Annotated in this window: 22 protein-coding genes; 14 read left to right on the forward strand and 8 right to left on the reverse strand. The window is 67.2% G+C overall.

The genetic code is table 11. The features are described 5' to 3' along the window. Nucleotides 1–14: 14 nt before the first annotated feature. Both rpsT and QFZ69_RS08960 read right to left on the reverse strand, forming a co-directional pair. Nucleotides 15–275 (reverse strand): 30S ribosomal protein S20, encoded by a 261-nt coding sequence (gene rpsT, locus QFZ69_RS08955; protein ID WP_306917422.1) that lies wholly within the window; start codon nucleotides 273–275, stop codon nucleotides 15–17. Nucleotides 276–454: 179 nt separating this feature from the next. Beyond that, on the reverse strand, nucleotides 455–1072 hold the full coding sequence (locus tag QFZ69_RS08960) for a type II toxin-antitoxin system PemK/MazF family toxin (RefSeq protein ID WP_306917424.1): 618 nt from the start codon (nucleotides 1070–1072) through the stop codon (nucleotides 455–457). A gap of 178 nt (nucleotides 1073–1250) precedes the next feature. Between QFZ69_RS08960 and lepA the strand changes: the two genes are divergently transcribed. Continuing rightward, nucleotides 1251–3104 carry a translation elongation factor 4 gene (gene lepA / locus QFZ69_RS08965; RefSeq protein WP_306917426.1) on the forward strand — a complete coding sequence of 618 codons (1854 nt, stop codon included), beginning with the start codon at nucleotides 1251–1253 and terminating at the stop codon, nucleotides 3102–3104. Nucleotides 3105–3170: 66 nt separating this feature from the next. Beyond that, nucleotides 3171–4409 (forward strand): radical SAM family heme chaperone HemW, encoded by a 1239-nt coding sequence (gene hemW, locus QFZ69_RS08970; protein WP_306917428.1) that lies wholly within the window; start codon nucleotides 3171–3173, stop codon nucleotides 4407–4409. A 91-nt stretch (nucleotides 4410–4500) separates the two neighbouring features. Here hemW and QFZ69_RS08975 read toward each other — a convergent pair whose 3' ends face one another. Together QFZ69_RS08975 and QFZ69_RS08980 are read right to left on the reverse strand one after the other, a co-directional pair. Next, nucleotides 4501–4920, reverse strand: a complete 420-nt coding sequence (locus QFZ69_RS08975) for a DUF4870 domain-containing protein (protein WP_264353903.1) — start codon at nucleotides 4918–4920, stop codon at nucleotides 4501–4503. 116 nt (nucleotides 4921–5036) lie between these two features. Then, nucleotides 5037–5885 (reverse strand): DUF3097 domain-containing protein, encoded by an 849-nt coding sequence (locus tag QFZ69_RS08980; protein ID WP_306917431.1) that lies wholly within the window; start codon nucleotides 5883–5885, stop codon nucleotides 5037–5039. Nucleotides 5886–6112: 227 nt separating this feature from the next. Here QFZ69_RS08980 and hrcA point away from each other — a divergent pair, with 227 nt between their 5' ends. The 3 genes from hrcA (at nucleotide 6113) to QFZ69_RS08995 (ending at nucleotide 9139) form a co-directional block, all read left to right on the forward strand. Then, the gene (gene hrcA / locus QFZ69_RS08985) at nucleotides 6113–7126 is read left to right on the forward strand and encodes a heat-inducible transcriptional repressor HrcA (protein ID WP_306917432.1); all 1014 of its coding nucleotides are present in this window, start codon (nucleotides 6113–6115) and stop codon (nucleotides 7124–7126) included. A gap of 85 nt (nucleotides 7127–7211) precedes the next feature. After that, nucleotides 7212–8339: a molecular chaperone DnaJ gene (dnaJ, locus tag QFZ69_RS08990; RefSeq protein WP_306917435.1), complete on the forward strand. Its 1128-nt coding sequence runs from the start codon at nucleotides 7212–7214 to the stop codon at nucleotides 8337–8339. A 2-nt stretch (nucleotides 8340–8341) separates the two neighbouring features. Next, the gene (locus tag QFZ69_RS08995) at nucleotides 8342–9139 is read left to right on the forward strand and encodes a 16S rRNA (uracil(1498)-N(3))-methyltransferase (protein ID WP_306917436.1); all 798 of its coding nucleotides are present in this window, start codon (nucleotides 8342–8344) and stop codon (nucleotides 9137–9139) included. 60 nt (nucleotides 9140–9199) lie between these two features. Here the strand turns inward: QFZ69_RS08995 and QFZ69_RS09000 are convergent, their stop codons facing one another. Beyond that, the gene (locus tag QFZ69_RS09000) at nucleotides 9200–10111 is read right to left on the reverse strand and encodes a GerMN domain-containing protein (protein ID WP_306917438.1); all 912 of its coding nucleotides are present in this window, start codon (nucleotides 10109–10111) and stop codon (nucleotides 9200–9202) included. Between the two features lie 423 nt (nucleotides 10112–10534). On the opposite strand from QFZ69_RS09000, the gene QFZ69_RS09005 reads away from it, so the two are divergent. The 5 genes from QFZ69_RS09005 to QFZ69_RS09025 all read left to right on the forward strand — a co-directional run bounded on the left by QFZ69_RS09005 (nucleotide 10535) and on the right by QFZ69_RS09025 (nucleotide 16065). Then, nucleotides 10535–11623, forward strand: coding sequence for a PhoH family protein (locus QFZ69_RS09005; RefSeq protein ID WP_306917440.1), 1089 nt, complete (start codon nucleotides 10535–10537; stop codon nucleotides 11621–11623). Next, complete coding sequence (gene ybeY / locus QFZ69_RS09010) at nucleotides 11620–12093, forward strand: rRNA maturation RNase YbeY (protein WP_306917441.1); 474 nt, start codon at nucleotides 11620–11622, stop codon at nucleotides 12091–12093. Before QFZ69_RS09005 ends, ybeY begins: the two co-directional genes overlap by 4 nt. Continuing rightward, on the forward strand, nucleotides 12090–13421 hold the full coding sequence (locus QFZ69_RS09015) for a hemolysin family protein (RefSeq protein ID WP_306917444.1): 1332 nt from the start codon (nucleotides 12090–12092) through the stop codon (nucleotides 13419–13421). Before ybeY ends, QFZ69_RS09015 begins: the two co-directional genes overlap by 4 nt. Next, complete coding sequence (era, locus tag QFZ69_RS09020) at nucleotides 13405–14364, forward strand: GTPase Era (protein WP_264353894.1); 960 nt, start codon at nucleotides 13405–13407, stop codon at nucleotides 14362–14364. Before QFZ69_RS09015 ends, era begins: the two co-directional genes overlap by 17 nt. A 120-nt stretch (nucleotides 14365–14484) precedes the next feature. Beyond that, the gene (locus QFZ69_RS09025) at nucleotides 14485–16065 is read left to right on the forward strand and encodes an LCP family protein (protein WP_306917446.1); all 1581 of its coding nucleotides are present in this window, start codon (nucleotides 14485–14487) and stop codon (nucleotides 16063–16065) included. A 31-nt stretch (nucleotides 16066–16096) separates the two neighbouring features. Here QFZ69_RS09025 and QFZ69_RS09030 read toward each other — a convergent pair whose 3' ends face one another. After that, nucleotides 16097–18049 (reverse strand): M13 family metallopeptidase, encoded by a 1953-nt coding sequence (locus QFZ69_RS09030; RefSeq protein ID WP_306917448.1) that lies wholly within the window; start codon nucleotides 18047–18049, stop codon nucleotides 16097–16099. 252 nt (nucleotides 18050–18301) lie between these two features. Here QFZ69_RS09030 and leuA point away from each other — a divergent pair, with 252 nt between their 5' ends. Next, the gene (gene leuA, locus QFZ69_RS09035; protein ID WP_306917450.1) at nucleotides 18302–20041 is read left to right on the forward strand and encodes a 2-isopropylmalate synthase; all 1740 of its coding nucleotides are present in this window, start codon (nucleotides 18302–18304) and stop codon (nucleotides 20039–20041) included. A gap of 257 nt (nucleotides 20042–20298) precedes the next feature. Here the strand turns inward: leuA and QFZ69_RS09040 are convergent, their stop codons facing one another. Together QFZ69_RS09040 and QFZ69_RS09045 are read right to left on the reverse strand one after the other, a co-directional pair. Next, nucleotides 20299–21333, reverse strand: a complete 1035-nt coding sequence (locus QFZ69_RS09040) for a siderophore-interacting protein (RefSeq protein ID WP_306917452.1) — start codon at nucleotides 21331–21333, stop codon at nucleotides 20299–20301. Between the two features lie 217 nt (nucleotides 21334–21550). Beyond that, the gene (locus QFZ69_RS09045; RefSeq protein WP_306917454.1) at nucleotides 21551–22555 is read right to left on the reverse strand and encodes an ABC transporter substrate-binding protein; all 1005 of its coding nucleotides are present in this window, start codon (nucleotides 22553–22555) and stop codon (nucleotides 21551–21553) included. Between the two features lie 127 nt (nucleotides 22556–22682). Between QFZ69_RS09045 and QFZ69_RS09050 the strand changes: the two genes are divergently transcribed. The 3 genes from QFZ69_RS09050 to QFZ69_RS09060 are packed head-to-tail and all read left to right on the forward strand — an operon-like array spanning nucleotide 22683 to nucleotide 25683. After that, on the forward strand, nucleotides 22683–23753 hold the full coding sequence (locus tag QFZ69_RS09050) for an iron ABC transporter permease (RefSeq protein WP_306917456.1): 1071 nt from the start codon (nucleotides 22683–22685) through the stop codon (nucleotides 23751–23753). Then, on the forward strand, nucleotides 23750–24841 hold the full coding sequence (locus tag QFZ69_RS09055) for an iron chelate uptake ABC transporter family permease subunit (RefSeq protein WP_306917457.1): 1092 nt from the start codon (nucleotides 23750–23752) through the stop codon (nucleotides 24839–24841). Before QFZ69_RS09050 ends, QFZ69_RS09055 begins: the two co-directional genes overlap by 4 nt. Continuing rightward, the gene (locus tag QFZ69_RS09060) at nucleotides 24838–25683 is read left to right on the forward strand and encodes an ABC transporter ATP-binding protein (RefSeq protein WP_306917459.1); all 846 of its coding nucleotides are present in this window, start codon (nucleotides 24838–24840) and stop codon (nucleotides 25681–25683) included. Before QFZ69_RS09055 ends, QFZ69_RS09060 begins: the two co-directional genes overlap by 4 nt. The last annotated feature ends 4 nt before the right edge of the window (nucleotides 25684–25687 follow it).

The following is a 25687-nucleotide window of genomic DNA, read 5'->3' on the forward strand; positions in this document are numbered from 1 at the left end:
TTGAACTGGAAACCTTACAGCGCGTTGACCTTCTTGGAGATCGCGGACTTGCGGTTTGCAGCGTTGTTCTTGTGAAGAACTCCCTTGCTGACAGCCTTGTCCAGCTTGCGGCTGGCAGAAACCAGTGCAACAGCCGCGGCATCCTTGTCGGTGGACTCAACGGCGGTGTTGACGGCGCGGATGGCCGTCTTCAGCTCGGACTTGACTGCGTTGTTGCGCAGGCGAGCCTTCTCGTTGGTGAGGATGCGCTTCTTCTGGGACTTGATATTAGCCACGTGTGAACTCTCTTTTTCAATGCGGAAAATGGTCTAGAGGGCTTTCAGATTGGCCATTGACTGAGCGGCGTGGGGATACCTATGGCGACCAACCATATGTGGCCGTCGACCTGCACGGACACACAGCTGTAAATCATAGCAGAGACGCCGGTCCGGGAGCGATCCGGGAGGGCAAGCGGTCAGGACCAGCCGTGACGGGTCCGCAGGGCCGAGGCGACCAGGCTGAAGCGGCCGGAGTCCAGGACTGCCCCTTCCCGCCGGACGTCTGCAGGGTTGATCTGCAGGATGCGGTCCAGTTTTGCCTCGCTGGGGCGCCGCTGCCGGTCCCAGGGCCCGGTGCCGATGTCCACGTAATCCTCGGCGCGGCGTCCACCGTTGTCATGGTCTTTGCTGGTCAGCATGACCCCCAGCAGGTAGCCCCCGGTGTCGCCTACCAGCAGTACCGGGCGGTCCTTGCCCTGCGAATGGTCTTCTTCATAGGGCACCCACGTCCAGACCACCTCACCGGGCTCGGGAAGGCCATTGGGGGAGGGAGTGTAGCGGACGGCCCCGGTTCCGCGGAAGTCCCCCGGGTAGTTCCCGGCGGTACCCGCCGCGCCGGCGGACTTCCCCGGGCGGGGTGCCGTCTTCGCCCGCGCCGGAGCCGTTTTTCCCCGCGGCGCGGGGCTCGTACCGCGGGGCGGGGCCGGGGCCGCCGAGAGCGTGCCGGAGCTGCCGGATACAGAGCCGGTCAGCCGGTCCAGGAGGCGCAGGGTGGTGCGGACGGCGTTGCCGATCACGCGCAGGTTCAATGCCATGGGGAAACCTTACCGGGGCCACCAGCGGGGCCGCCCGGTCGCGGAGGGCACTAATGCACTTCGCCGCGCCGGGACGTGGGAGACTATAAGTTCAGATACGCGGCACGTCGCGGGATGTCACCACCATCCGCACGGACCGTGCAAATGCCAACAGTAATGCCAACAGTAAGGACCCTGCGTGTCTCCCATGGCCCGCACCGCCCCGGTGCCTGCCGCAACAGATCCGGCCACCATCCGGAACTTTTGCATCATTGCGCACATTGACCACGGCAAGTCCACGCTGGCCGACCGGATGCTCCAGTACACCGGCGTCGTCAAGTCCCGTGACATGAAGGCCCAGTACCTGGACCGGATGGACATTGAGCGCGAACGCGGCATCACCATCAAGTCCCAGGCCGTCCGCATGCCGTGGGAGCTCGACGGCACCAGCTACGCGCTGAACATGATCGACACCCCCGGGCACGTCGACTTCACCTACGAGGTCTCCCGTTCACTCGCGGCCTGTGAGGGCGCCGTGCTTCTCGTGGACGCCGCTCAGGGCATCGAGGCGCAGACCCTTGCCAACCTCTACCTGGCGATGGAAAACAACCTCACGATCATCCCGGTGCTGAATAAGATCGACCTCCCGGCCGCGCAGCCCGAGAAGTATGCGGCGGAGCTGGCCAGCCTCATCGGCGGCGATCCAGACGACGTGCTCCGCGTCTCCGGCAAGACCGGCGCCGGCGTCGAGGTCCTGCTGGACAAGATCGTCCGCGACCTGCCCGCCCCTGTGGGCGACCCCAACGCCCCGGCCCGCGCCATGATCTTCGACTCGGTCTACGACACGTACCGCGGCGTGGTGACGTACGTCCGCGTGGTCGACGGCATGCTGCACCCCCGCGAACGCATCCAGATGATGTCCACCCGCGCCACCCACGAACTCCTCGAGATCGGCGTCAGCTCCCCGGAGCCCACCCCCTCCAAGGGCCTCGGCGTCGGCGAAGTCGGCTACCTCATCACCGGCGTTAAGGACGTGCGCCAGTCCAAGGTCGGCGACACCGTCACCAACCTGGCCAAACCGGCCACGAAGTCGCTCAGCGGCTATGCGGATGCCAAACCCATGGTCTTCTCCGGCCTGTATCCCCTGGACGGCACCGACTATCCGGTGCTCCGCGATGCGCTGGAGAAGCTGATGCTCAACGACGCGGCGCTCGTGTACGAGCCGGAGACGTCCGCCGCGCTGGGATTCGGCTTCCGCGTGGGTTTCCTGGGCCTGCTGCACCTGGAAATCACGCGCGAGCGCCTGGAACGCGAATACAACCTGGACCTGATCTCCACCGCCCCCAACGTGGAATACGAGGTGACGCTGGAAGACAAGAAGATCGTCCACGTGACCAACCCCAGCGAGTACCCCTCCGGCAAGGTCGCCGAAGTCCGCGAGCCGATGGTTTCCGCCACCATCCTTGCGCCGAGCGAGTTTGTCGGCGCCATCATGGAGCTCTGCCAGAGCCGGCGCGGCGTTCTCGGCGGCATGGACTACCTCTCTGAGGACCGGGTGGAAATCCGGTACCGGCTGCCGCTGGCCGAAATCGTCTTCGATTTCTTCGACATCCTCAAGTCCAAGACCCGCGGCTACGGCTCGCTGGACTGGAAGGCCGACGGCGATCAGGTCGCCGACCTGGTCAAGGTGGACATCATGCTCCAGGGCGAACAGGTTGATGCCTTCTCCGCCATCACGCACCGCGACAAGGCCTATGCCTACGGCGTGATGATGACGGGCAAGCTGCGCGAACTGATTCCGCGCCAGCAGTTCGAAGTGCCCATCCAGGCCGCCATCGGTTCGCGGATCATCGCCCGTGAAAGCATCCGCGCCATCCGCAAGGATGTGCTCGCCAAGTGCTACGGCGGTGACATCACCCGAAAGCGCAAGCTGCTGGAAAAGCAGAAGGAAGGCAAGAAGCGGATGAAGATGGTGGGCCGCGTCGAGGTCCCCCAGGAAGCCTTCATCGCAGCCCTCACCACGGACGAATCCAAGGACAAGGCCAAGAAGTAGCAGTGTCGGTTAGACAAGAAGTAGCAGTGTCGGTTAGAACTGTCCAAAATCAGCCGGGCGGGTCCCATGCCTAGCGCTCTTCCGCTGGGCGACCCGGCGCCGCCGGACGGGCTGTTGCCCGCCCAGGCGCTGGAGGGCGCCGCCGGGCGGGCCTTCGGGCTCTACGTTCACATCCCGTTCTGCGCCGTCCGCTGCGGCTACTGCGACTTCAACACCTACACCGCCACAGAGCTCGGCGGCGGGGCGTCACAGGACGCCTACGCCGGCACGGCCATCGCAGAGATTGACTTCGCCGCCCGGGCACTGACCAACAGTGGCCTGCCAGCGCGTCCGCTCGGAACGGTCTTCTTCGGCGGCGGGACGCCCACGCTGCTGCCCGCCGAGGACCTGGCGCGTATCCTGACCGCCGCGATCTCGGCCTGGGGCCTCGCGCCCGGCGCCGAGGTCACCACGGAAGCCAACCCCGACTCGGTCACCCCCGAATCCCTGCAGCTGCTCGCCGACGCCGGCTTCACCCGCGTCTCGTTCGGCATGCAATCGGCGGTCCCCCACGTGCTGAAGGTCCTCGACCGGACGCACACCCCCAGCCGCGTGCCGCAGGTGGTCCGGTGGGCACGGGAAGCAGGCCTGGCGGTCAGCCTCGACCTGATCTACGGGACCCCGGGGGAGTCGCTGGAGGACTGGCGCTATTCGCTGGAGACGGCGCTGTCCTACGGCCCGGACCACATCAGCGCCTACGCGCTGATCGTCGAGGAAGGCACCAAGCTCGCCGCCCAGATCCGCCGCGGGGAAGTGCCGGGGATCGACGACGACGATCACGCCGCCAAGTATGAACTCGCCGACCAGCTCATTTCGGCCGCCGGCCTCGGCTGGTACGAAGTCAGTAACTGGGCCCGCACGCCTGAACAGGCCTGCCGCCACAACCTCGCGTACTGGCGGGGTGACGACTGGTGGGGGATCGGCCCGGGGGCGCACTCACATGTGGGCGGCGTCCGCTGGTGGAACGTCAAGCACCCGACCGCCTACGCGAACCGGCTGGGTTCCGGGCTCTCACCGGCCGCCGGGCGGGAAACCCTCGACTCGGAGACCCGCACCGTGGAGCGCGTCATGCTCGAAGCGCGGCTGAACACCGGGCTGGAGATCAACAGCCTGGGCGGTCCGGGGGACACCGGCCGGCACTCGGTGGCGGGGCTGATTGCCGACGGCCTGGTGGAGCCGGCGGCGGCATTCAAGGGCCGGCTGGTGCTCACGCTCAAGGGCCGGCTGCTCGCCGATGCCGTGGTCCGCAGGATCCTGCCGGACTGACCGGGCCGGACTCAGCAGACCGGACTGACCAGACAGGGCCGCTGGAGGCCGGACCTACGCGCCGGACTGCGCCGCTGCGGCGCCCTGCGCGCTATTTGATCCAGCGCAGGTTGAAGTCGTAGCGGTGCGGCTGGCCGCGGTTGACGTGGATGCCCGCCGCGACGGAAAAGCAGGTGACCGCAATCCAGATCACCGTGGCGAGGACCGCGAAGATGTTTCCCACCACGGGGACGAAGACCAGCAGGTTCGCGACCACGGCGGCGATCGTCGGCGGCAGCGTGAAGTTGAGGGCTTCTTTGGACTCCTGCGCCGTAAACGGGCCACGGTCCTTGAAGATCAGGTAGATCAGCAGTGAAGGTACGCAGCCGAGGATGCCGCCGAAGTGCGCGAGCGTGGCCCACTGCCGATCCTCGCTGGCCGTCAGCGGCAGCGCGTTGGCGGGAACGCCATGGTACGGGGGCTGGCCATGGCCGGCCTGGTTGCCCGTGTGTTCGCGTGCGTCATCTGCCACGGTTTCGTCCTTCGGATTGCTGTGATGCGTCGTTGCCTGGAGCTGCGGGGCCGCGCCGGATGCGCAGCCGCCGATCCCAGAATACTTGCTCGGAGGCCGAATCAAGGATCGGGACCTCATGGAACCGTCAGGAAATCGATGACCTCTTCCACGCGGCCCAGCAGGGAGGCCTCCAGATCCGCGTAGCTGCGGACGGCGCCGAGGAGCTTCTGCCAGCCCAGGCCGATATCCTCCTTCGTGCTGTGCGGCCAGCCGAAGGCCGTCAGGATGCCGGTTTTCCAGTCCGTGTCGCGGGGGATCACCGGCCACTTCTCGATTCCCAGAACCGCGGGCCGGATGGCCTGCCAGACGTCCACGTACGGATGGCCGACGATCAGGACGTTCCCGGCCGCGCCGGGGGTCGCCATCACCGCGTCGGCGATCCGGGATTCCTTGGAATCGGGCACCAGATGGTCCACGAGTACGCCGAGGCGGCGTCCGGGGCCAGGGTGGAACGCCGCGACGGCGGCGGAGAGGTCGTCAATGCCGTGCAGCGGCTCGACGACGATGCCTTCCACCCGGAGATCGTCGCCCCAGACCTTTTCCACCAGCTCGGCGTCGTGCTTTCCCTCCACCCAGATGCGGCTGGCCTTGGCCACCTGGGCGCGCTGGCCGTCGACCCGGACCGATCCGGAGGCGGTGCGGCCTCCGGCCGGGGCCCGGGCCGGCCTTGGGGCCGGTGGCATCAGCCGGACCGGCTGGCCCTCCAGCAGGAAGCCGAAGCCGAGCCGGAAGGACCGCGACTTGCCGCGGCGGTCCTCCAGTGCCACCACATGCATCCCGCCGGACTTCTCGACCCGGGTGACGGCGCCGACCCAGCCGGACTGGACCTCCTCAAGCACCATCCCGCGTTCCACCGGGACTTCGGGCAGCCGGGACTTGGCGGGGGCGGACAGGTCCTGCGGTCCCCAGTTCTGGTACGACATCTGTTACACACTGCCTTGCGCTTGGAGTGACACGGCGGGCTGTGCCCGAAAACACCCGCCCCGGGAACAACGCCTGGAGCGAATCCAATGCTAACAACGCGGCGACTCATATTAGACTGGTTAGCACTTAGGCATGTCGAGTGCTAACCCTGCTCTCTGCGGACCGCCAGCCAGGCGCGGCCGGACCGGGCGGCACCGTATGCGGGAAAGCCGATTGGAGGTGGAGCGTGAGCGAACCACGCAAACTGGAAGTGCTGCGCGCCATCGTGGAGGACTACGTCCATTCCCGCGAACCCGTTGGCTCCAAAGCCCTCGTGGAACGGCACCACCTCGGCGTGTCCAGCGCCACCATCCGCAATGACATGGCAGCGCTGGAAGACGAAGGCCTCATCACGGCCCCGCACACGAGCGCCGGACGGATTCCCACGGACAAGGGCTACCGGCTCTTCGTGGACCAGATTTCCGCCGTCAAACCCCTCTCTCCGGCGGAACGCCGGGCCATCCAGGCCCTGCTGGAAGGTTCCGACGACCTGGACGACGTCCTGGACCGGACCGTGCGGCTCCTTGCGCAGCTGACCAACCAGGTCGCCGTCGTGCAGTATCCGCATCTGAGCCGCGCCAAGGTCCGGCATGTCGAATTCGTCCTGCTGGCACCACGGAAGGTGCTGGTGGTCCTGATTGCGGACACCGGCAAGGTGGAGCAGCGGGTGATCGACGTCGGCCAGGACCTTCCGGACGAGGCCGTCGCGGAACTCCGGACGCGGTTCCTGGCCAGCCTGTCCGGGACGTCGCTGAACCTGCTGCCGCAGTCACTGCAGTCCGTGATCGCCAGCTGCCCGCCGGCACGGCGCACCGCGGCCCAGGCGCTGGCCCGGGGTCTCGAAGCAGTGGCCACGAGCAGCCGCGAAGAGCGGATCGTCATGGCCGGCACGGCAAACCTGGCCCGCTCCAACGTGGACTTTCCGCTGAGCATCGGCCCGGTGCTGGAAGCCCTCGAAGAGCAAGTGGTGATGCTCCGCCTGCTCAGCGACATGGCGGCGGATCCCCGCAGGGTGACCGTCAGCATCGGCCGGGAGAACCCCTACGACGGGCTCGCCGAGGCCTCGGTGGTGGCCACCGGCTACGGCCCGGACGCCACCGCGAAGGTCGGCGTGCTGGGTCCGACCCGGATGGACTATCCGACCACGATGGCCGCCGTCCGTGCGGTGGCCCGCTACCTTTCCCGGATCCTCGGGCCCTGACCGTCCACGCAGCAGGCCGACGTGCCGCTGTTGACCAGACTTCTTGCCCCCAAACAGGCAGTACAACCAGGAAGAGATACGAACTTTGAGCAGCCACTACGACGTTCTTGGAGTCTCCCGCGAAGCAACCGGGGAAGAGATCAAGAAGGCTTACCGCAAGCTTGCGCGGACCCTGCACCCCGATGTGAACCCGGGCGACGACGCTTCAGACCGTTTCAAGGCCGTCACCCACGCCTATGAGGTCCTCTCCGATCCGCAGAAACGCCGGGTCTACGACACCACCGGCAACGAGAACGGCACCGATAACGGCTTCGGCGGCGGCAGCTACGCCGGCCAGGGCTTCGCCTTCCAGGACATCTTCGACACCTTCTTCGGCGCCGGCGGCCAGGCCGGTCCCTCCTCCCGGGTGCGCCGCGGGCAGGATGCGCTGATCAGCGTCCGGATCGAGCTCCGCGACGCGGTGTTCGGCGTGAACAAGAAGCTCGAAGTGGACACCGCCGTCACGTGCCCCACCTGTGCGGGCTCCTGCTGCCGGTCAGGCACCCACCCGGTGCGCTGCGACATCTGCGGCGGCAGCGGCCAGGTCCAACGTGCCGTCCGGTCCATCCTGGGCCAGGTCATGACGACCGCACCCTGCGGCAGTTGCGAAGGCTTCGGCACCGTCATCAAGGATCCCTGCAACGAGTGCGCCGGCCAGGGCCGGATCCGCAGCCGCCGGACCCTCACCGTGAAGGTCCCGGCCGGCGTCGCCACCGGCACCCGCATCCAGCTCTCCGGGCAGGGCGAGGCGGGCCCCGCCGGCGGCCCCGCCGGCGACCTCTACGTGGAGATCAGGGTCAACAACGACGCCAGCTACGTGCGCGACGGCGACGACCTGCACGCGAGCCTGAACATTCCGATGACGGCCGCCGCGCTCGGCACCGAACTGACCCTCGACACCTTCGACGGCCAGCAGGAAATCGACGTGAAGGCCGGCACCCAGTCCGGCGAGGTCATCACCCTGCGCGGACTCGGCGTCACCCACCTGCGCGGTTACGGCCGCGGCGATCTCAAGGTCCACCTTCAGGTCGAAACCCCGGCGAGGCTCGACGCCGCCCAGGAGGACCTGCTCCGGCAGTTGGCGAAACTGCGCGGCGAACAGTTCACCGAAGGAAAGCTCGCTGCGGGCGGCGGAGTCTTCGCCAAGCTCCGGGACCGGCTCGGTAACCTGTAGCGGTGAGCAACCCGGTCTTCTTCACCGCCCCGGGAACCCTGGACCAGCAGGTCCCCGGTTCCCTCTTTGTCCTGGACGGCCCTGAGGCCCGCCACGCGGTCACGGTAAAGCGCCTCGCCGTGGGTGAAACGGTGGATATCGCAGACGGCGCCGGCAAGCGGCTCACGGGATCCGTGGCCGCCGTCGCGTCCGGCGAGCTGACGGTGGAGTGCGCCCGGCTGAACGCGGAACCGCGGCCGGACATCCGGCTGGTGCTGGTGCAGGCCCTCGCGAAGGGCAACCGGGACGAACAGGCGGCCGAAACCGCCACCGAACTGGGGATCGACGCCGTCGTCCCGTGGCAGGCGGAACGCTCCATCGTCCGCTGGAAGGCCGAACGGGCGGCGAAGGCCCATGCCAAGTGGCAATCAGTGGTCACGGCAGCCGCCAAGCAGGCACGCCGCGCCTGGATCCCGGAGGTCCGCCCGGCCGTCGACGGCGCCGGGCTGCAGGCGGCTGTCGCCGCAGCAGGTCTGGCCGTCATCCTGCACGAGGATGCCGTGCGTCCGCTGCGGCAGGTGCTGGAGTCCTGGCGGGCAGCAGCCGGCACAAACACCGATGCGGGGTCCGCCGGCGCGCCGGAGGCCGCCCGGGAGGTGCTGCTGATCGTCGGCCCGGAAGGCGGCATCAGCCCCCGTGAGGTGACGAGACTGTGCGACGCCGGTGCCGTCACCGCGCTGCTCGGGCATCACGTGCTGCGCTCGTCCACCGCCGGCCCGGCCGCAACCGTGCTGGCAAGCGACATCCTGGGCCGCTGGTAGCGGCGCTCCCGCGGGCGCCGCGCGCCGCAGCTTGACGCCCCGGATAACGGCCGCTGGTCGCTACCTGACCGTGAAGCCGCGGGTGTCGACGTTGAGGTCCTGGGACGGGTTGCCGTCCTGAAGCTGGGACACCCTCACCTCGTAGTTCCCCGGACCCAGGTTCACCGGGAGGGTGAACAGCCCGGACTGGGTTGCATCGGTGGACGCGGTCACGGTCCCGTTCAGGTAGCTCGTCTTGACGGTTCCGTCGATCCGCAAGATCTCCCAGCGGAGCTGCCCGCCCGGGACGGTGCTCCTGCCGCTGATCTTGACCGCGCCGTCCTCCAGCGAGGTGGCTTCCTGGGGGTCGATGATCCAGACCGGGGCAACCATGCCGGAGCTGCGGGAGGTCGGCGATCCGAGGCGGACATGGTTGAACGCGACATAGTCCGTATGACCGTCGACGAGCACCACGACCTGGATCTGCTGCCCGGCGTCGATCAGCCCAGCGCTGGCACCGGCTGCTGTTGCGGTGTACACGAGCTGCTGGACCGCGCGTTCGGCCATCGCCGCGTCCACGTTGCTGTTGAAGGCGTCATCCGAAAGGTCCACGGTGATGACGTTCTTGCCGGAGATGGAGGTGGCGATCTTCTTGGGATTCTGCCAGGGGGTGAAGAAGTCCGGATCGAGCGGCTTCTCGGACATCATGACCCGGAGCGCGCGGGTGACGGGGTTGTCCTGCTCCGGAACGTCCCGGAACTCGCGGTAGAGGAACATGCTGTCATTGCTCCGGCCGATCCAGTACACGGGAGCCTTGTTGGAGGCCTGGGTGGTTTCCAGCGGAGCGCTCGTCGTCGGCGCTCCGGGCGCGGCCGGACCCGACTGGAACTGGGAGGGGGTATTCGCAGTGGTGACGCCGGGCTGGGGAGTGGCGACGCAGCCGGACAGGAGAAACGCCGCGGGCAGCACCAGCAGCAGCGCGCCCGGACGCATGCGCCGCCCGCCGGCTGGCTTCGAACTGGTTCCACGCTGCCTGATGGCTGCTTCCTTCCTTCGCCCTGACCGAAATGACCAGCCCCCGCCATGGTCAGCCACCCCGCCGGGATTACTCCCGCCGGGCGGCCGATTCCCAGCATGGCATACGGTCCCCGCGCAGCATGGCGGTTTGGGGCCGGCCAGCGGAACTGCAACGGGAACGATATGAGGCCGATACGAAGTTGATATCTAAGGCCGGGAAATGCGGCCCGCCGGTGGCCGGCATTTCCCGGCGCTGCCGTCGCATGGGCCGCCCGGCGCTGGCGTAAGATGGAAGGACCCGCTGAACCCGGGACCGGAAGGCGAGCACCGCCGTCGGGCCGGATCAGGGGGACAGACCATTCCCGACTGGAGGGGACCAGAGGCCCGCGGGCCGACACCATGACTGAAGCAGCGAACAGTAAAGCCCGGATCGGCGCCGGAGAGCGCCCCGCAGGCGAATTCCCACACTCCCTCCCCGGGTTGCGGACGGAGGTGGTCCTGTTCGACAACTCCGACCAGATGGTCCAGTCCCTCGGCAGTCATGACGAAGCCCTGCGTTACATTGAGACCCAGTTCCCGGCCGTGGACTTCCATGTCCGCGGCAATGAGCTCTCGATCAGCGGGCCGTCCGCCGATGTCCCCCGGATCATGCGGCTGCTCAACGAAGTGCGCGGCCTCGTCTCCCGGGGTACGGTCATCACCCCCGCCGTGCTGCAGCAGCTCGTGTCCCTGCTCCGGAGCCAGTCGCTGCAGAACCCGGTGGATGTGCTCACCCACAACATCCTTTCCAGCCGCGGAAAGACCATCCGGCCGAAGACGCTGAACCAGAAGAACTACGTGGACGCCATTGACGCCAACACCGTGATCTTCGGGATCGGGCCTGCCGGCACCGGCAAGACGTACCTGGCCATGGCCAAGGCCGTCCAGGCGCTGCAGCAGAAGGAAGTCACCCGCATCATCCTGACGCGCCCTGCCGTCGAAGCGGGGGAGCGGCTCGGATTCCTGCCCGGCACCCTCAGCGACAAGATCGACCCGTACCTGCGCCCGCTCTACGATGCCCTGCACGACATGATGGACCCCGAGTCCATTCCGCGCCTGATGGCCGCCGGCACCATTGAAGTCGCGCCCCTGGCCTACATGCGCGGCCGGACCCTCAACGACGCCTTCATCATTCTGGACGAGGCCCAGAACACCACGCCCGAACAGATGAAGATGTTCCTCACGCGGCTCGGCTTCGGCTCCAAAATGGTGGTCACCGGTGATATCACCCAGGTGGACCTGCCGTTCGGGACACGTTCGGGGCTGCGGATCGTGGAAGAGATTCTGCAGGGCATCGAGGACGTCAACTTCACCATCCTGGACTCGTCCGACGTCGTCCGCCACCGCCTGGTGGGAGACATCGTCAATGCCTACAGCATCTGGGACGACATCCAGAGAAACCGGGTCAAGCACTCGGTCACCCGGGAAAAGCGGGGCGAGAACCCATGAGCATCGAGGTCAACAACGAATCCGGCGTGGCGGTCGACGAATCCCAGCTGGTCTCGCTCGCCAGGTTCATTTTCGAACGCCTCTTCATCCACCCGCAGGCGGAGCTGTCCATCCTGCTGGTGGATGAGCCCGCCATGGAGAAGCTGCACATCGAGCTGATGGATGAACCCGGTTCCACCGACGTACTGTCCGTCCCGATGGACGAACTGACGCCGGGCACACCGGACAAGCCGACGCCAGAGGGCATGCTTGGCGACATTGCCATCTGCCCGCAGGTAGCAGAGGTCCAGGCGAAGAACGCCGGCCACTCGACCCAGGACGAGATGCTGCTGCTCACCACGCACGGCATCCTGCACCTGCTCGGATTCGACCATGCCGAACCGGAAGAGAAGGAAGAAATGTTCGGCCTCCAGCGCGAGCTGCTGTCCGCCTTCACCGGCAAGGACGCCCCGTCCGAGACGATTCAGTGACCCCACTGATCCTCGCCGGCATGGCGTTGGTGTTCCTCAGCTTTGCCGCACTGCTGACCGCGGCGGAGTCCGCGTTCAACTACCTGCCCCGGCACGACGCTGAACAGGCGGTCCTGCAGCGCAATGGCACGGCGCTGAAACGCATCCTCGCACAGCCTGTCGCCCACATGCGCGCCCTGAGATTCTGGCGGATCTGGTTCGAGATGGCCTCTGCCGTCGCCGTGGCCGTGCTGCTGTCCAGTCTCCTGGACAACGTCTGGCTCGCAGGGCTGGCGGCCACCGGCATCATGGCGCTGCTTGGCTTCGTGATCGTCGGCGTCTCGCCCCGCCAACTCGGCCGCGTCCACTCCGCCAGCCTGGTCCGGTTCGCGGCGCCGCTCATCCGTTTCCTGTGCGCAGTGCTCGGTCCCATTCCGGGATGGCTTGCCCTGGTGGGCAGCGCGGTGGCCCCCGGGGCGCCGGCGGACGACGAAGCCTTCTTCAGTGAAGAGGAATTCCGTGAACTGGTCGACCGCGCCACGGAATCCGACGTGATCGAGGACAACGAGGCGGAACTGATCCAGTCAGTCTTCGACTTCGGCGACACCCTCGTCCGCTCCGTCATGGTGCCGCGGACTGACATCGTCTTCATCGACTGCGGCTCCAGCCTGCACGGGGCCATGTCGCTGTTCCTGCGCTCCGGGTATTCCCGGATTCCGGTCATCGGCGAGAACACGGACCAGATTCTCGGCATCGTGTACCTCAAGGACGTGGCCGAGGTCCTCCACAACCTGGGCCCCGGGGTGGAACCCCCGGTCGTCGACGACCTGGCCCGGGAGGTTCGCTACGTGCCGGATTCCAAGCCGGTCAGCGAGCTGCTGCGCGAACTCCAGAAGGAATCGACGCACGTCGCGATCGTCATCGACGAGTACGGCGGAACGGCCGGGCTGGTCACCCTTGAGGACCTGATCGAGGAAATCGTCGGCGAGATCGTCGACGAGTACGATACTGAAAGCGCGGAGGCGGTGGCGCTCGGAGACGGCACCTACCGGGTGAGCGCGCGGATGAGCATCGACGACCTCGGCGAACTGTTCGACCTCGAGCTCGACGACGACGAGGTGGACACCGTGGGTGGCCTGCTCGCCAAGGCCATCGGGCGGGTGCCGATCGTCGGCAGCACGGTCGAGGTCCACGGCCTGTCCCTCCGCGCGGACCGGCTGGAGGGCCGGCGGAACCGGGTAAGCCACATCATTGCCTCCGCGGTTCCAAAGGAAGAAACTGACCTTCAAGACCTCCTCCGCGAGGCAGCACCAATCCAGCAGGGAGTACCACGTGAGCAAGCAGAATAAGTCCGACGGCGAAGCGGCCTACGGCGGCTATCGCGCCGGTTTCTCGGTGCTGGTGGGCCGGCCCAACGCCGGAAAATCCACCCTTACCAATGCCCTCGTCGGCAAGAAGGTCGCCATCACCTCGGCGAAGCCGCAGACGACGCGGCACACCATCCGCGGCATTGTCCACCGGGACGATGCCCAGCTGATCCTCGTGGACACGCCCGGCCTGCACCGTCCGCGCACGCTGCTCGGCAAGCGCCTCAACGAACTCGTCGCCGACACCCTCGCCGAGGTCGACGCGATCGGCTTCTGCCTGCCGGCCAACGAGAAGATCGGCCCGGGGGACAAGTTCATCGCCGCGCAGCTGGCCGCCGTCGGCAACAAGCCGATCATCGCGATTGTGACCAAGGCGGACACGGTGGACCGACAGGCCCTCACCGAGCAGCTCCTGGCCGTGGCGGCCCTGGGCCGGGAGGTCCTCGGCGAGGACGGCTGGAAGGACATCGTTCCGGTGTCCGCGACGGACGGCTTCCAGGTCGAAACCGTGGCGGATGTGCTCATCAGCCACATGCCGCCGTCGCCGCCGCTGTACCCGGACGGACACCTGACGGACGAGCCCGAAGCGGTCATGGTCGCCGAACTGATCCGCGAAGCCGCGCTGGAGGGCGTGCGCGACGAATTGCCGCACTCCCTGGCCGTAGTGGTAGACGAAATCGTTCCCCGCGAAGGCCGGCCCGAGGACAGCCCGTTCCTCGACGTCCGGGTCAACGTGTATGTCGAGCGGCCCTCGCAGAAGGCCATCATCATCGGCAAGGGCGGCGCCCGGCTCCGTGAAGTCGGTACCACCGCACGCAAGGGAATCGAGGCGCTGCTGGGCACCCGCATCTACCTCGACTTGCACGTCAAGGTCGCCAAAGACTGGCAGCGCGATCCCAAGCAGCTGGTGAAACTCGGCTTCTGAGCCGCGCTCCGGAGAGGAACTCCGGCCGGGCCGCCACTCCGCTCGCAGCGGCCATCGGGGATTTCCCAGATACGGAAACTAAAATAGGCGGACTCCCGTTCGTGAAAGAAGGCTTAACCTGTGGCTCGACTCCGCCCAGACCGTGCAGACGGCACCACACCGCCGGTTCGGTCAGTTGCCGCTGCCCGGCACTCGGACGATCCTGCCGTCGGCCCGGCCCGGCACCTGGGCATTCCCCGGCGGTTGCCGGCCTGGCTGAAAATCGGCACGGCGGTGGTCTCGGTCCTCCTGGTCGGTGTCCTGGCCTTTGGCGCCTACTGGGTGGTCCGGCTGCAGGGCAACATCAGCAAGGCTTCACTGGGGGCGGGCAGCAGCACGACCGAGCGGGCCGTGAACGAATCCCACGACCGGATGCAGATCCTGATTCTCGGCTCGGACACGCGCGACGGCAAGAACTCGCAGTACGGTACGGCGGATGACTCCACAGGCTACGGGCATTCGGACGTGATGATGCTGATGGACATCTCGGCCGACAACAAGCGTGTGAACGTCGTCAGTTTCCCCCGCGACCTGCTGGTCGACATCCCCAAATGCAGGGACCAGGAGACCCGGACCGACTATCCGGCGCAGCAGGATGTCATGATCAACGCGGCGATGTCGGAAGCCGGCATCGGCTGCGCCGTCGACACGGTCAACAAGCTCACCGGCCTCGAAGTCGACCACTTCATGATGGCCGACTTCAACGCGGTCAAGGAACTCTCCAACGCGGTGGGCGGCGTGGAAGTGTGCATAAGCGACGCGGTCTTCGATCCCGATTCGCAGCTCCGGCTTCCGAAGGGCACGTCCGCGGTGCAGGGCGAGCAGGCGCTGGCGTTCCTGCGCACCCGGCACGCCTTCGCGGACGGCGGCGACCTCGGGCGGATCAAGGCCCAGCAGGGCTTCCTGTCCTCGCTGACGCGCAAGATGAAAGACGAAGGCACCCTCGGCAACCCGGCGAAGATGCTCCAGATCGCCGATGTCGTCACCAGGAACCTCACCGTCAACGAAGGCCTGGCCTCCATCCCGACGCTCCTGGCCGTGGGCAACCGCCTGAAGGACATCGACGTCGGGAAAGTCGCGTTTGTGGCGGTCCCGACAGTTCCGGCGGCGATCGACCCGAACCGCCTTCAGATGGCCGAGCCCGCCGCCTCCCAGCTCTTTGCCGCGATGCGCAAGGACATCGACCTGACCAACCCGACGGCGTCCCCGACCAATCCGACGGCGTCCCCGGCCGATCCGGGCGCCAGCGCTGCACCGACGGCCAGCGAGACGGCCCCCGCCTACGACAAGGCCTCGCAGCCTGTCACCGTGGCCAACGGCTCCGGCGTGCCGGCCCGCTCCGCCGAGATCATGCAGTCGCTCATGACCGGGGGGTTCACCCAGCTGGCCCAGCTCACGGCCCGGCCGGTCGCCACCACCGCTGTCTACTACGGTGCGGGGTACGGCGACGTGGCCGCGGACGTTGCCGCGCTGCTGGGAGTTCCCGCCGCCCAGGTGCTGCCGGTTGCCACCGTTCCGGGCGTCCAGGTCTATCTGGGCAGCGACCGTGTCGGCGGCGCCGCCACCGGAAACCCCCCCGTTGCGCTGCCGCCGGACATCGTCAACCAGACGGCCGGGGACACCGTGTGCCAGCAGGCCAACCCGGCGCTGATCACGCGCTGACCAGGCGCTGGGGTGGCCGGACGGCGCATTCCTACCAGATACTGACCCGCTCCGCCGGCGGCATCCACATGCCGTCCTGTGCAGTCACGCCGAAGCCCTCGTGGAATGCATCGAGGTTCATGGCGATCTGGTTGGTGCGGAACTCGTTGGGGGAGTGCGGGTCCGTGGCGAGGCGGCGGATCGCTTCCTCAGTCCGCATGACCTGCCGCCAGCCGGCAGCCCAGGACGCAAAAAAACGCTGGACGCCGGTGAATCCGTCCAGCACCGGCGGTTCCTGTCCGGCCAGGCTGATCAGGTACGCCTTATACGCGATGGTCAGGCCGCCGAGGTCGCCGATGTTCTCGCCCAGGGTCAGCTTCCCGTTGACATGGTGCCCGGGAGCGGCGTTCGGGGAGAGCGCGTCGAACTGTGCCACGAGCTTCGTGGTCAGCGCCTCGAACGCGGTGCGGTCACCCTCGGTCCACCAGTTCCGGAGCAGTCCGCTGCCGTCGTACTGGGAGCCCTGGTCGTCGAAGCCGTGGCCGATCTCGTGGCCGATCACAGCCCCGATCCCGCCGTAGTTGACGGCGTCGTCGGCGTCGGCGGTGAAGAACGGCGGCTGCAGGATGGCCGCCGGGAACACGACCTCGTTGAGCAGCGGGTGGTAGTAGGCATTGACGGTCTGCGGTGTCATCAGCCATTTCTCGCGGTCCACCGGCTTGCCCACCTCGTCCAGGTGGCGGTCGACGTCGGCGCTGTGGGCACGCTCCACGTTGCCCAGCAGGTCGGACGGATCGATCTCCACGGCGGAATAGTCGATCCACTTGTCCGGGTAGCCGATCTTGGCCCGGAAGGAGTCGAGCTTCTTGAGCGCCTCCTGCTTGGTTTCCTCGCCCATCCAGCCCAGCCCGGTGATGGACTCCCGGTACGCTTCGATCAGGTTTGAGACCAGCGACTGCATGCGGGCCTTGTGGGATTCCGGGAAATGCCGGGCCACGTAGATCTGGCCGACGGCCTCGCCGAGCGCGGCCTCGACGACGGCGACGCCGCGCTTCCAGCGGTCCTTGTTGCGTGGCGTGCCGCTGAGGGTGGTGCCGTAAAAGGCGAAGTTGGCATCCACGACTGCGGCCGACAGGTACGGAGCGGCCGCGCTGATGACCCTCATGGCGAGCCATTCCTGCCAGCTGGCCAGCGGCACCGTGTCCAGCAGGGACGCCGCTCCGGTGAAGAAGTCCGGGGTGCTCACGACAAGTTCGGCGCGCTTGTCCGGGGCGATTCCGGCAGCGTCGAACCAGTCCGCCAGCAGCGGGAAGAGCTGCGCGGCCTCCTCGGCGGACTTGAGGTTGTACGTCTTCTGCGGGTTGCGCAGCGTGACGTTGTCCCAGTGGTACGACGCCAGAGCGGTTTCCAGCTCCACCACCCGGCCGGCGGCGGCTTCCGGATCGGCGAGGCCGGCCAGGCCGAACATCGTCTTTACATGCCCGCGGTAGGCCTCGACCATCGGGGCGAACTTCTCTTCGCGGTAGTAGGACTCGTCCGGCAGGCCCAGCCCGCCCTGGCCGGTATACAAAAGGATCCGGTCCGGGTTTCCGGCGTCGGGAGCGGGATAGATGTAGAAAAGGCCACCCACGTCCGCACGGAACAGCCGTCCGGCCAAGGCCACGAGCTCGGCAACGGACGCCGTCGCAGACACCGCGGCCAACCGCGCCCGTACCGGTTCCAAACCCTTGGCCTCCACCGCGGCTTCGTCCATGAAGCTGTTGTAGAGCCCGCCGATTTTCCGCTCGATACCCGTGGCTTCCCCGTTCCGGGCGGCGGCGTCCTCGATGATCTCCTTGACGGCGAGTTCGGAGCCGTCACGCAACGCCGTGAATGTCCCCTCCAGGGGGCGGTCATCCGGGATCTCGGTGCTCTTGAGCCAGGCGCCGTTGACGTGCTGGTACAGGTCGTCCTGCGGCCGGACGCTGGTGTCTATGGTGGACAGGTCGATCCCCGAAAGTGGCACGGATGCTCCTCTGAGAGGCAGCCCGAAACGGCGCTGGCGCCGGCACCGGGTCTGCATGGTGGACGTTAGGAAAGTCTGGCTCCTTCATCTTACGCACGCGTGTTACTGTGAAATGGTGCGCGCAGAACTGCTCCTTCTTAGCTGCCGCGGCGAGGCTTCAGACGCGATCTAGCGCAAGGCCTACCCTCGCTGCGGAGTTTGTGTTGCCCGGCCTCCCTTTCATCAGGATTCACAGAAAAGGCCCCGATAGTAATGCGAAACGCACAGAAGCCCTCAGGAATGCCCGTCCACCGATACGTCCCTTTCCAGGACATGATCACGGTGGAAATGCCGGACCGCACCTGGCCTGACAAGGTCATCACCAAGGCCCCGCGCTGGTGCGCCGTTGACCTCCGCGACGGCAACCAGGCGCTGATCGATCCGATGAGCCCGGCCCGCAAGATGAAGATGTTCGACCTGCTGGTCCGGATGGGCTACAAGGAGATCGAAGTCGGATTCCCGTCCGCCTCGCAGACCGATTTCGACTTCGTCCGGCAGCTGATCGAGGGAAACCACATCCCCGATGACGTCACCATCCAGGTGCTGACCCAGGCCCGCGAGCACCTGATCGAGCGGACTTACGAGTCGCTGGTCGGGGCCAGGCAGGCGATCGTGCACCTGTACAACTCGACGTCGGTCCTGCAGCGCCGGGTCGTCTTCAACCAGGACGAGGACGGTATCCTGGACATCGCCCTGCAGGGCGCACGGCTGTGCAGGAAGTACGAGGAGACCCTCGCGGACACCCACATCACCTACGAGTACTCGCCGGAATCCTTCACCGGGACCGAGCTGGCGTACGCCGTCCGGGTCTGCAACGCCATCGCGGATGTGTTTGAGGCCTCGGCCGACCGCCAGGTCATCATCAACCTGCCGGCCACCGTCGAAATGGCCACCCCCAACGTCTACGCCGACTCCATCGAGTGGATGAGCCGGCACCTGCACCCGCGGGAAGGCATCATCCTGTCCCTGCACCCGCACAATGACCGTGGCACCGGAGTGGCTGCCGCCGAACTGGGCTACCTGGCCGGCGCGGACCGGATCGAAGGCTGCCTCTTCGGCAACGGCGAGCGGACCGGCAATGTGGACCTCGTGACCCTGGGCCTGAACATGTTCGTCCAGGGCATCGACCCGATGATCGACTTCTCCGATATCGACGAAATCCGCCGGACCGTGGAGTACTGCAACCAGCTGCCGGTGGCCGAGCGCGCGCCCTACGGCGGCGACCTCGTCTTCACCGCTTTCTCCGGCTCGCACCAGGACGCCATCAAGAAGGGCCTGGAAGCGCTCGAGAAGGAGGCTGCCGCCGCCGGCAAGGAGGTCGCCGACTTCACCTGGCAGGTTCCGTACCTGCCGGTCGACCCGAAGGACCTGGGCCGCAGCTACGAGGCCGTCATCCGGGTCAACTCGCAGTCCGGTAAGGGCGGCGTCGCCTACCTGCTGAAGAATGAGCACAACCTGGACCTGCCGCGCCGGGCCCAGATCGAGTTCTCCGGGGTCATCCAGAAGCAGACCGACACGGCCGGCGGCGAAGTCAGCGGCGCCCAGCTGTGGCAGGTCTTCCAGGACGAGTACCTGCCCTCCACGGCTGCCGACACCCAGTGGGGCCGTTATGCGCTTGGCGCGATCAGCACCGAAACGGACGAGGACGGGTCGATGACCCTGACCGCTTCGCTCAAGGTCGACGGCAGCCAGGTCCGCCGCACCGGCACGGGCAACGGCCCGATCGCGGCGCTGCTGAGCATCCTGCGCGAGGACGGCGTCGACGTGCGGGTGCTGGACTACAGCGAGCATGCCTTGTCCGAAGGGGGCAGCGCCCTCGCCGCGGCCTACGTCGAATGCGCCGTGGGGGAGCGGGTGCTGTGGGGCGTCGGGATCGACGCGAACACCAGCACGGCTTCGCTCAAGGCGGTCATCTCGGCCGTGAACCGGGCCATCCGGGACGCCCGCGCCTAGGAGGGCGCTGAACAATTTGAGTCGGCATTTGGAGAGTTTAAGGCGCGCCTGCTGGACTTGTCGGAATGGTGCTTAAGACTGGTCTTATGCAAGGACGTGAGCAGAGGTAGCGGAGGCTGTTGGTCGTGGAAGCGCTGGCCGGGGAGTTGCTGGCCCCGGGCAGCGTTTTCGCGTTCCTGGCCGATCACCGGGACAGGTTGTTCGGCGCACGAGGCGGCCGTCGGAGGTGGCGGTTTGCCGGGTTGCCCGGCGGACGGCTATCCGGTGGTTGCGCCCGGGTGTTGGGGTCGCGGTTCCTGCTTGATGGGTGTGCCGTTGGTTCCTGAGCCGGCCTTTCCCCGGCTCCAGTACCCTCGGAATTCGGAGTGTTTGGGGTCCAGTCCCACCTGGTTTACGAGGTACCGGCGCAGGTTCTTCACGGTGGCTGCTTCGGCCGCGATCCAGGCATACATGACTGCCCCGTCTGGCCGCCCGGCCGGGATTCCAGGCGGGACGGCCCGGCCGGGTGCCGCGTGCCGTTCACAGGTTTCTTTGCAGCCTGAATCCGTCGGGCGGGAAGCCGGAATGGCTGCCCGCACGGCTGCATACAGCAGGTGACCCCGGGGAGCATCTGATGGAGTCCGGGCCAGCCAGGTGATGCGGACGGCGGATCCGGTGCCGATCTCCCGGAAGTCGCTGGAGTCCTGGACCTCCAGGAACGCATGCCCGCTGACGTTCCCCGGCAGGGTTTCGAGGATGGAACTGATCGCGGGCACAGCCGTCTCATCCCCGGCCAGAAGCACATGGCGCACCCCTTGCGGGTTCCATCTGATTCCGGTTTCGCTCTGCGGGGTGGCGCCGGTGATGGCCTTGTCGTCGGGCCCGATGATGACTGCGGTGGTGCCCGGTGCGGCGGCCCTGGCCCAGTTCGAGCCGGGGGCGCCGGAGTCGGCATCGTCGGGGTGGATGACAAAGTCAACGTCCAGTTCCCGACCCTGGGCGGTGGTGCGTAAAGCGCCGACGGTGTAGCTGCGGATCCAGCCCCGTCCTGGCTGTTCGACCCGGAGCCAGTCCTGATACCAGCCCTCGTGCAATTGCCCGTCCGGCGCTCCCGGCCGGGCCAGCTGATGCCCAGGTACGGGGAGAAGCAGCTTGATCCGCAGGTCCAGTGCCGGTCCCGGCACCCCGAAGCGGTCCAGTGCCGCGCCGGCGAAGGTGATGCGGCGGAAATGTGCGCTGATGTCCTGAACCCGGTTGACGACGGCGTCAAACACACGGAGCGGGTGAGCCGGGGGGACGGCGGCGGAGCTCATGGACCGGCTTTCTGTGGCGGGGGTTGGGGCGGTGCTGACAAAGTGCTTTAAAGCGGTGCTTTGAAGCGGTTATCGGGCGGCACGGCCTGTCCGGACAGGCTGGCTGGCGGGCCGGAGAGGTGTGCTGTCATGCCCTGATCCTGGAGCTGGGGGTGCGGCACAGGCGGCGGCCACTGGATGCTGTGGTTCCCGAATATGGCCGCCGCCTCCGGTCCTGTTACGGCAGGCGCGGGTCTACGCCGTAGCGCTTGGCCAGATCGGTGATCACGGCGTGGGCGCCCTGGATGCTGACGGAGGCCAGGAAGGTCGCGTCATCGACATGAATGACCTCACCCTGCAGGCGCTGCCACAGCGGGTTCGATTCGAACTTTTCCTGCTGGGCGCGTGCCTTGTCGCCTTCGGCGCCTGCCGGGGTGAACGCGCTGACCATGACCAGGCCCGCGTCACCCTGGAGGATCTGCTCGGCCGAGAGCGGCACGAAGATTTCCTTGTCGCTGTCGGGGGCGTCCTTGGGCCGCGGGATGCTCATGTCCGTCATGATTTCCCCGATGAAAGACTTCGACGAGTACAAGCGGGCGGTATCGCCGCCGGTGAAACGGACCAGCGAGTAGGTTGCGTCCGGTTTTTTGGCCAGAATGTCGGCCCCGACTTTCTGGGCGCGGTCCTCGTAGGCTTTGACGAGTTCTTCAGCCTTGTCTTTTTTGCCCAGCGCCTCACCGAGGAAGACGACGTTCTCTTTCCAGGTCGGGCCTGTGCTCACAGAGAAGATGGTCGGGGCGATCTTGGACAGCTGCGGGTAGAGGGCCTCATGGCGGACCTTGGCGGAGACAACCAGGTCGGGCTTGAGCTCGAGGATTTTTTCCAGGTTCGGTTCAGCGAGGGTGCCCACATTGACGGAGTCCTTGGTGGCGTCCGCGACGTCACCGAGGTACGGGGCGAAGGGCGCGTTCGGGTCCTGACGGTACTGGACGTAGCCGACCAGGTCCGCGCCGAGCAGGAGGGCGGCATCGATGTAGCTCGGGTCCAGTGCGACGACGCGCTTCGGGACCGCCTCGATCGAGGTCGAGCCCATGGTGTGTTGCATGGTCAGCGGGAATCCCGCCGATGCGGCGGCAGCGGTGGTGGTTTCGGTGGTGGCGGCCGGGGCGCCGCAGGCCGCGGTGGCCAGCAGGGCCAGACCGGCGGTGACAGCACTCAGCTGCTTAAGGATGCGTGTTTTCACGAAGTCGCTTTCAAACGATGTGACGGGGAATTCGACTATTTAGGTAAGGCTTACCTGTGTCTGGGCTAGACTGTAGCAGGAATTTCGGAAATAGCTCACAGATAAATGACGTAATAGAAGGACCTATGTGAAGACACTCGATCCGGGCCAGGCCCCCGTAGCGGGGGCGCGGACGGGAATCTCCCGGCATGGACCGCGGCCGGCCCGGCGGGCGCCCGGCGTCCGGTGGCTTGCGGTTTCCGCAACGGCCATGCTCGCTGCGGCCGCTTTGAGTATCTGCATCGGCGGGCAGCCCTCATCCCTCCAGGATGTGTTGCATGCGGTGTTCACCCCGACTGGATCGGTGATGGACGTGACCATCCGTGAACTGCGCTGGCCCCGCACCATCCTGGCAGTATGCGCCGGAATCTGCCTGGGGCTGGCCGGAGCCCTGGTCCAGGGCCACACCCGTAACCCGGTTGCCGATCCGGGTCTGCTCGGCATCAACCAGGGCGCGGCGCTGGCCATCGTCGCCGCGACCGCCGCCGCCGGGGAGGTGCCGGCCCTGTCCCAGGCGCTGCTGGCGTTCGCCGGCGCACTGGCAGCCAGCGTCCTGGTCTTCATGATCGGCTCAGCAGCCCGCCACGGCTCCACCCCGGTGACGCTGGTGCTGGCCGGGGCCGCCGTGACGGCGCTGTGCTCGGGGCTGGTGGCCGGGATCGTCCTGCTTAACGACCAGGCCCTGGATACCCTGCGGTTCTGGCAGGTCGGTTCCCTGGCCGGCCGCAGCGACGTGCTCTCCGTGGTCTGGCCGTTCATCCTCGCCGGGGCAGTGCTGGCGGTGCTGAATATCAAGCCGTTGAATGCGCTGGCCCTGGGGGCTGATACCGCCGTCTCGCTCGGGGTTCCGGTGTTCCGGGCCAGATCCGCCGGAATCGCCGCGGTCACGCTTCTGGCCGGTTCTGCCGTCACCATGGCCGGGCCCATCGCCTTCGCCGGGCTCCTGGTGCCGCACATCACCCGGGCCATGACCGGTCCCGACTACCGCTGGCTGATCCCTGTCTCGGCGGTGACCGGCGCCACAGTCCTGCTCCTGGCCGACACGGCAGGGAGGGTGATTGCCCGTCCCGGGGAACTGTCCGTCGGTGTGGTCCTGGCTGTCGTGGGTGCCCCGTTCTTCGTGTATCTGGCGCGCCGGCGCAGGCTGGCCATCCTATGACGGTCCTTCGCGAAAACCGGCGGACCGGCGCCGCCACGATCCGGGTGCTGCGTGCAGGTCCGGTCTCCGTCCGCCTCAACGGCCGGGGTGTCCTCGTGGCCTGTGTCCTGGGCGCCGTGCTGATCGCCGCGATGGCGCTGCACGTCGCCTTCGGTGGAACACCGATGGCGTATCCGGATGTCCTCCGGGCGTTGCTGGGCGACGCGTCGGATCCCCGGACCCACCTGGCGGTCACGGAATTCCGGGCGCCGCGGATGATGGCCGCCGTCGTCGTCGGCGCCTCACTGGCCGCAGCCGGCGCCATCACCCAGACCGTGGCGCGGAACCCGCTGGCCAGCCCGGACCTGCTCGGCGTGACGGCAGGCGCGTCACTGGGCGCGGTCACAGTGCTCGTGCTTGCAGGCGGCGGACATGCCGGGCTCAGCGGCCTCGCGGCAACCGTGGGAATGCCGGCCGCGGCATTCACTGCAGGCATCATCAGCGGTGTCGCCGTCTACCTGCTGGCGTACCGCCGGGGACTGGACAGCTACCGCCTCGTCCTGGCAGGACTGGGCATCTCCGGCCTGGCCGCCAGCCTGACCACCTGGATCCTGACGCTCGGGGATGTGACCAGCGCAGCGCAGGCCCTGACCTGGATGACGGGCTCCCTCAACGGCAAGGACTGGGCCACCGTGCAACCGATGGCCGTCAGCGCCGCAGTCCTCATCACCGCAGCGCTCTTCAGCGGCCGGTGGCTGCTGTTGACCAGCCTCGGCGAGGACACCGCCGTCGGCCTCGGCGCACGCACCGGCGCGACCCGGCTGGTAGTTCTCAGCATCGCCGTGTTGCTCGCATCAGTCGCCACCGTCACCGCCGGCCCGGTCGCATTCGTGGCCCTGGCCAGTCCGCAGATTGCACGCTCGCTGACCTCCGCTGTGGTTCCTCCAGTGGGTGTTTCGGCCCTCGTTGGTGCGGTGTTCGTCCTGATTGCCGACACGGTCTCGGCCAACGCACTCAGCGTCCCGCTGCCTGTCGGTGTCGCCACGGCCGTCGTCGGTGCGCCGTTCCTGATCCACCTGATCCTGAAATACCAGCGGAGGCTGAGTTGAACACCCCCAGAGAACGGCGCGACGGTTTGAGGGCAGAAAACCTCAGCCTCGGCTACGACGGCCCGGACATCATCCGCAATTTGTCCCTGACCATCCCGGACGCCCGGGTCACCTCGATCATCGGACCCAACGGTTGCGGCAAGTCCACCCTGCTCCGCGGACTCGGCCGCCTGCTCGCACCCCGCTCCGGCCAAGTGCTCCTGGACGGTGTACCACTGGCCAGAGAGTCCACCCGGCAGATCGCCACCAGAATCAGCGTCCTGCCCCAGACACCCACCGCCCCGTCCGGGCTGACCGTGGCCGATCTCGTCTCCCGCGGCAGGCACCCTCGGCAGAAGTGGTACCAGCAGTATTCCCCCGCAGACCAGTCCGTCGTGGAGGACGCCCTCCAAGCCACCGACATCGCCGGACTCGCAGACACCCCGCTCGAGGACCTCTCCGGAGGCCAGCGGCAACGGGCCTGGATCTCCATGACCCTCGCCCAGGAAACCGGCATCCTCCTCCTGGACGAACCCACCACGTATCTGGACCTCGCCCACCAGGTCGACGTCCTGGAACTCGTGCGCCTCCTCAACCGCCGGCACCGACGCACGATAGTGATGGTGCTCCATGACATCTCCCTCGCGGCCCGCTACTCCGACCACATCGTTGCCATGAAAGACGGCCGCATCCTGGCCCAGGGAACCCCGGCCGACGTGGTCACCCCCGGGTTGCTGAGGGACGTTTTCGGTCTGGACGCACATGTCGTCTCCGAACCGACCGAGGGCCGGCCCCACGTCATCCCCCTCGGAACGTCAGGGACGATGAAGCCGCTGTTGGAAACAGGAACGGCAGGGCGTTGATCGG

It is taken from the genome of Arthrobacter sp. V1I7, from assembly GCF_030817015.1.
GTDB lineage: Bacteria > Actinomycetota > Actinomycetes > Actinomycetales > Micrococcaceae > Arthrobacter.

Bases quoted from the DNA above. Each gene is read 5' to 3' on its own strand.
- QFZ69_RS09005 (WP_306917440.1), top strand. From the start codon at position 10,535: ATGACTGAAGCAGCGAACAGTAAAGCCCGGATCGGCGCCGGAGAGCGC.
- hemW (WP_306917428.1), top strand. From the start codon at position 3,171: ATGCCTAGCGCTCTTCCGCTGGGCGACCCGGCGCCGCCGGACGGGCTG.
- QFZ69_RS09055 (WP_306917457.1), top strand. From the start codon at position 23,750: ATGACGGTCCTTCGCGAAAACCGGCGGACCGGCGCCGCCACGATCCGG.
- QFZ69_RS08980 (WP_306917431.1), bottom strand. From the start codon at position 5,885: ATGTCGTACCAGAACTGGGGACCGCAGGACCTGTCCGCCCCCGCCAAG.
- QFZ69_RS09000 (WP_306917438.1), bottom strand. From the start codon at position 10,111: ATGCGTCCGGGCGCGCTGCTGCTGGTGCTGCCCGCGGCGTTTCTCCTG.
- QFZ69_RS08960 (WP_306917424.1), bottom strand. From the start codon at position 1,072: ATGGCATTGAACCTGCGCGTGATCGGCAACGCCGTCCGCACCACCCTG.
- leuA (WP_306917450.1), top strand. From the start codon at position 18,302: ATGCGAAACGCACAGAAGCCCTCAGGAATGCCCGTCCACCGATACGTC.
- ybeY (WP_306917441.1), top strand. From the start codon at position 11,620: ATGAGCATCGAGGTCAACAACGAATCCGGCGTGGCGGTCGACGAATCC.
- QFZ69_RS09040 (WP_306917452.1), bottom strand. From the start codon at position 21,333: ATGAGCTCCGCCGCCGTCCCCCCGGCTCACCCGCTCCGTGTGTTTGAC.